Below are 4,618 nucleotides of genomic sequence, written 5' to 3'. Positions count from 1 at the left end.
CCTCCAAGGTGAAGGCGCACGACGAGAACGAGGTCGCCGGTATCGGTGACCGTGTTCAGCTGATGGAGACCCGTCCGCTGTCGGCCACCAAGCGCTGGCGGTTGGTCGAGGTGCTGGAGAAGGCCAAGTAAGCCTGCTCCCCGGCTGGCAAGTCGAATAGCGAAGGCCCGCTTCCCRTTCGGGAAGCGGGYCTTCGTTGGTCTGTTCGAGAAACCGGACTCTGTACCTCGAGTACGGTCCAGCTGGCATTCGGCGGCGGGGCGACCTTTGATCTGGGTGCCCCAATGTGCCTTGGCTATGTCACGTCTCGTTATCCGCTGCGGATGCTGTGAAGCCGGTGGTACCGATGGCCAGGAAACAGGGCTTGCCGATCCTGTCCATCTTGTAGAGCGCCTCGTACAGATGCGTTGACATCAACGTCATCCACCACTCCCATGGGGACAGCTCGCCACGGCCGGGGTCCTCGGCGATACTTTGGTAATACTCGATCAGCGAGTCTTCTGTGAACCTGAACGCAACGGGAGGACTCACCGGCGAGCCACGTTGACCAGTGAGCCACAGAGAACCCTGAGAATCGGACGTGATCTCCAGTTTCAAGTCGCGCCCGGCGTCCACGACCGAGTTCACCAAATCCGACACCGATGGGTCAGGCACATCCCCCTCCTGGGAACGCTGTGATGATTCGTCCGTCACTGAGGACGATTATGCTCGGGTAGATAGTTGTGGCAATCGCACCCGTGGCGAAGTTGACCAGATAAATCTGGCCAGAATAGCACGTTCTACCTCCGGCTTGGTTCACGGTGCGATCCGGGTTGTCCAGTGATTTGGATATTGCCATGTCGGCGATATCGCGCCAGTTTCGGTTTTCGATGGCGGCCAGTTGTTCCCACTCCGTCCCGTGGCCCTCCTGTATGTGACGGAACCCCCACTTGTCGTTTCCGCACAACAGACGTGCCTTGCCGTATTTGGCGACAACCTTGTCCTCCGGCGAGGACGTCCCACAGGCTCCCCACACCTGGGGAGTCGCTTCGGCCGTTGATGCGCTGAAGCCGAATGTCGCGAGCACTGCGAGTATGGCGATCGCCATCGACTTATGTACATTCATCATGAAACCCCGGTCATCATCTGTGGCTCTGTGTGTTCCGTCATTCGCCGGACTCCCAGAGGCGGTGCCGACGTGCCGAGTCCGGTGTTGCGCGGCCAGCGGTGACGAGTGCGGCGAACGCGGCTTGCTTTCGGGCGCAGGTGTGTTCGCGGTGGAGTTGCATTGCGTGATGGGCTTCGGTGAGGGTGAGCGGGCGTGTGGGTGGGGTGCAGGTCCATGCTTGCGGCCACTGGACGGGCCGCAGGGCGCAGCGGGTTCGGGCGTGCCGTCGCGCGGTAGTGGGTTTGCGTCGTTGACCGCTCGGCCATACGCACCCGATCGCGGTGATTGCCACCACACTCGTGGCGACGACCGCGCCAACGCTCCAGACCACATTCCACGTGCTCATGGCAGCTCGCCTCGCACCAATTGCGTGAGTCCGTCGAGAACCTGCTGGTACGTCTGCGCTGTGGGTGTTATGACGGGTAGCGCGTTACAGGTGTCGTCCGTGGGGTAATAGATGCCGCGTTGATGGGCGCGTTCGCGTGGGCTCAGCTCCTGCGGCACGATCCGCCTGAAGTGGACCAACGTGTGATAAGCAACTCGCTTCCACGCGCACCGGTCGATGTTGCACTCACGATGCCTGCGCATCTGCTGGTGAGCGAACTCGACTTCGGCGAACCCGCAGATCGTCGGCGGGGTGACGAGCATTTCTTCGCTCATCAGGCTGCTCCCACCTGGCGGGAGGTATCGGCGCCGGAATCATTCCGGTGTTCGAACCCGATGGCCTTCGTTCTGTCGTGTTCCTGATAGGCGGTCGACGGTGTCCGGACCGCCGACTTGATTGTTCGGGTGTTGATCAAGACGCCGGGCGGCACGCTGTGATCCGTCGGCGGAACAGTAGGGATCATGGCCCAAGCGTGACAGTGGATCTGAGCGACCGGATGTGACAACTTGTCACGCGGGTGCTTAGTTGGTCAGCGCGATTTCCTATTGCTGTCGGTGTGCCTAATCGCGCGCCATATATCGCGAATAATGGTTCCGATGTCGGAATGCGATGGATACCAAGCCAATTCGGCTGCCGCCTTGGCGGGACTACCGATCAGCGCGGCAGGCTCGGGTGCCGGTGGCCGACGTATGAGCTGGATCTGGCAGCCTGTGTGCTGTTCGACGGCAGCCGCGACATCGAGAATGCTGGTGCCGCGTCCGCTGCCGATGATGTACTGCGTGGCTTCGCCCAGCGGTGGCATATTCTCGACAGCAGCGCTGAAAGCCGCTGCGGCGTCGGTGATGTGCAGGTAATCGCGGACCGCGCTGCCATCGCCGTTGATCTCCAACGCGGAGCGATCTATAGCGGCGGCGAACATTCGGGGGATCAGGCGCGTGGGGTCGGGGTCTACTCCGCCTGCCACGTTCATCAAGCGCAGCACGGTGGCAGACAATCGACCTGTACGGGCCTGCGCATGTATCGCCAACTCAGCCGCCAGCTTGCTCGCGGCGTACGGATGAGGTGGCGCGTCGGGCAGATCCTCGGTCATCGGCTGGCGCTCCGGAGTTCCGTATATCGCCCCGGTCGACGCGAAGGCGATTCGTGAGACCCCGACATCAGCCATCGCGTCCAGCAGGGCGACGGTTCCGCCGGTATTCACGCGAAAATACCGGAGCGGATCGACTATCGACTCTCGCGCACGAGTGAGTCCGGCAAGATGACAGACCGCGTCGATTCCGTCGAGCGCTTCTCGAAGGTCGACCTCATCGAATAGGTCGGCCATCCGAGTTGCCGCATGGATGGATAAAGTAGCCTTCCGCATCATCGCGATCGGCTCATGCCCGGCTGCTTCCAGCGCATCAACGACCGCCCGGCCGAGATAGCCATTCGCTCCAGTAATGAGTACTCGCACGTCCCCATCTTGGCATCAGGGCAGCAGCAGGTCGCGGTGCTTCCAGGTAAGGGCAATGCATGCCGCCGCAGCGGCGGCGAGTGGCTCGTGATTGAGTACCCGACGAATGTTTGCGGCGGTCCACCTGATTCCGATTGTGCCGTTATCGGATGGATACACCTCGCCCTCGGCGTTCTGCGATACGAGGCCCGCGAAAACCTGATCGAACACGTCTGCGTCGATCACGACCGTCGTCAGCATCTCTCCAGCCGGCGCTAGCGGATCGAGTCCGACTCCGAAGCACCATGCTTTTGCTGTGCCGTCGTGGCGGGCCTCCGTAAGCGTCCTATAAGGTTCGGCGGTGTAGTCGACCGATGTTCCTCGGCTGCCATCATGCTCCGGTGCATCCAGGAACTCTTCGAAGAACTCGCGGATCATGTTGTGCCACAAGCTGAAATCTTCCAGAACATTCCAAGGGCCGATCGCCGCCGGTTGAAACACGCCAGCCGGGATGATGTGAGTCAACCCGGCCGCGAGAGTCACTGATGCCGCCCCTCGTCGGTGTAGGAAGAATGTGTCGCCATCCGAAGCGCGTCGGACCGTCAACGTGTTGATGCTCGGAAGCAGAGGCCGCCGAATCGTATCGAACAGATCGCCAACTCGCTCCCGGAACGGAAGATCACGGATGTCGAATCTCTCGGTGCGGTTACGAGAAATCCATGCCGCAGTGGTCTCGTGTGCGAGAACCTCGCAAACATCGACCATGTCGAAATATGTTGTCAGGCCGAACTCCATTCGTCCGCCCGATTCGTCGAAGCCGGCGGCGAGCAATCTGTATGATGTCCGATTCTCAAACAAGGCAGGTTGCGCGATCGACCGGACTACTTGGCTGTAACGTTCAAAGCGTGATCCATCCGGTCTCATGGGTCGGAAAGGCTCGGTTTCGGGCTCGCTGCCGTTCAGCAAAGGTTCGCAGACGTTGGAGACCAAATCGAGCTGAACAGCATCGAGATCGATGGGGATCGCGGCCATCCAGTCCGGCCGCGTGATACACGAGGTTCCCTCGATCCGTATGGGCTCCCAGTACAGGCGAGCTGCAACCGAGGTCAGGGCATGGCGATTCCGATTCAGGGTCTGTCGTACCAGACTCCACTCGGCGAGATCGTCGGTACGGTCATGTTGATCTCTGCTGGGGCTGCTCAGCAATCCGAAGGTCTCGGGAGGAACCTCCATGGCATCCGCAAACCGCCGCAACTGAGTAACGTCTCGGCATGTTCTCGTGCCACTGACGTACTTCGACACCAGACTGCGCTCGACGCCGAGGACCCGTGCCATCTCTTCATGCGTAGTGGCCCCGCGCGCCTTCATGTACGCCTTGATCACGTCCCCGAGTCGCGGATCATGGGCGGCTGTCGGCATAACTCCAGCGTAGGTCTATGCGTCGTCAGTTGGCCAGACCGCACCGTGTCGGCCGCCAAGCTCCGGCGAGAGTCGGCCATGCGTTCGCCGAACGTCAAGGGCATCCGTGTGCAGTGCTCGGGCCGCCTCGGTGGCGCCGAAATGTCGCGCTCGGAGTTCTACCGCGAGGGTCGCGTGCCGCTGCACACGCTGCGCGCCGACATCGATTACGGCCTCTACCGATTACGGCCTCTAC

6 protein-coding genes and 1 pseudogene are annotated in these 4,618 nt (G+C 61.3%); 2 read left to right on the top strand and 5 right to left on the bottom strand.

Going from position 1 to position 4,618, the window contains the following annotated elements; translation table 11 throughout:
• Positions 1–8: 8 nt before the first annotated feature.
• Entirely contained in the window at positions 9–131 is a 123-nt protein-coding gene (locus AB4Y89_RS24325; RefSeq protein WP_442303534.1) for a 30S ribosomal protein S17, read from the top strand.
• A 169-nt stretch (positions 132–300) separates the two neighbouring features.
• On the opposite strand, the gene AB4Y89_RS24320 is transcribed toward AB4Y89_RS24325, so the two are convergent.
• From AB4Y89_RS24320 to AB4Y89_RS24300, 5 genes are all read right to left on the bottom strand, one after another.
• The gene (locus AB4Y89_RS24320) at positions 301–639 is read right to left on the bottom strand and encodes a hypothetical protein (protein WP_442303533.1); all 339 of its coding nucleotides are present in this window, start codon (positions 637–639) and stop codon (positions 301–303) included.
• A gap of 7 nt (positions 640–646) precedes the next feature.
• A complete protein-coding gene (locus AB4Y89_RS24315) occupies positions 647–1,108 on the bottom strand; it encodes a hypothetical protein (protein ID WP_442303532.1) in 462 nt (153 codons plus the stop codon).
• 381 nt (positions 1,109–1,489) lie between these two features.
• Positions 1,490–1,807 carry a hypothetical protein gene (locus AB4Y89_RS24310; protein WP_442303531.1) on the bottom strand — a complete coding sequence of 106 codons (318 nt, stop codon included), beginning with the start codon at positions 1,805–1,807 and terminating at the stop codon, positions 1,490–1,492.
• A gap of 254 nt (positions 1,808–2,061) precedes the next feature.
• Positions 2,062–2,985 carry an NAD-dependent epimerase/dehydratase family protein gene (locus AB4Y89_RS24305; RefSeq protein WP_442303530.1) on the bottom strand — a complete coding sequence of 308 codons (924 nt, stop codon included), beginning with the start codon at positions 2,983–2,985 and terminating at the stop codon, positions 2,062–2,064.
• A gap of 15 nt (positions 2,986–3,000) precedes the next feature.
• Positions 3,001–4,383, bottom strand: coding sequence for a helix-turn-helix domain-containing protein (locus AB4Y89_RS24300; protein WP_442303529.1), 1,383 nt, complete (start codon positions 4,381–4,383; stop codon positions 3,001–3,003).
• Between AB4Y89_RS24300 and AB4Y89_RS24295 the strand changes: the two are divergent.
• Positions 4,366–4,618 (top strand): annotated as a pseudogene (locus tag AB4Y89_RS24295) (hypothetical protein); the annotation flags it as partial. The gene AB4Y89_RS24300 and the pseudogene AB4Y89_RS24295 overlap by 18 nt on opposite strands.

Origin of the sequence: Terriglobus sp. 2YAB30_2 (assembly GCF_052114765.1) — a bacterium.
Classification (GTDB): domain Bacteria; phylum Acidobacteriota; class Terriglobia; order Terriglobales; family Acidobacteriaceae; genus Terriglobus.
Note: the sequence above shows the minus strand (reverse complement) of the source record. Positions and strands in the feature narration are given on the sequence as shown.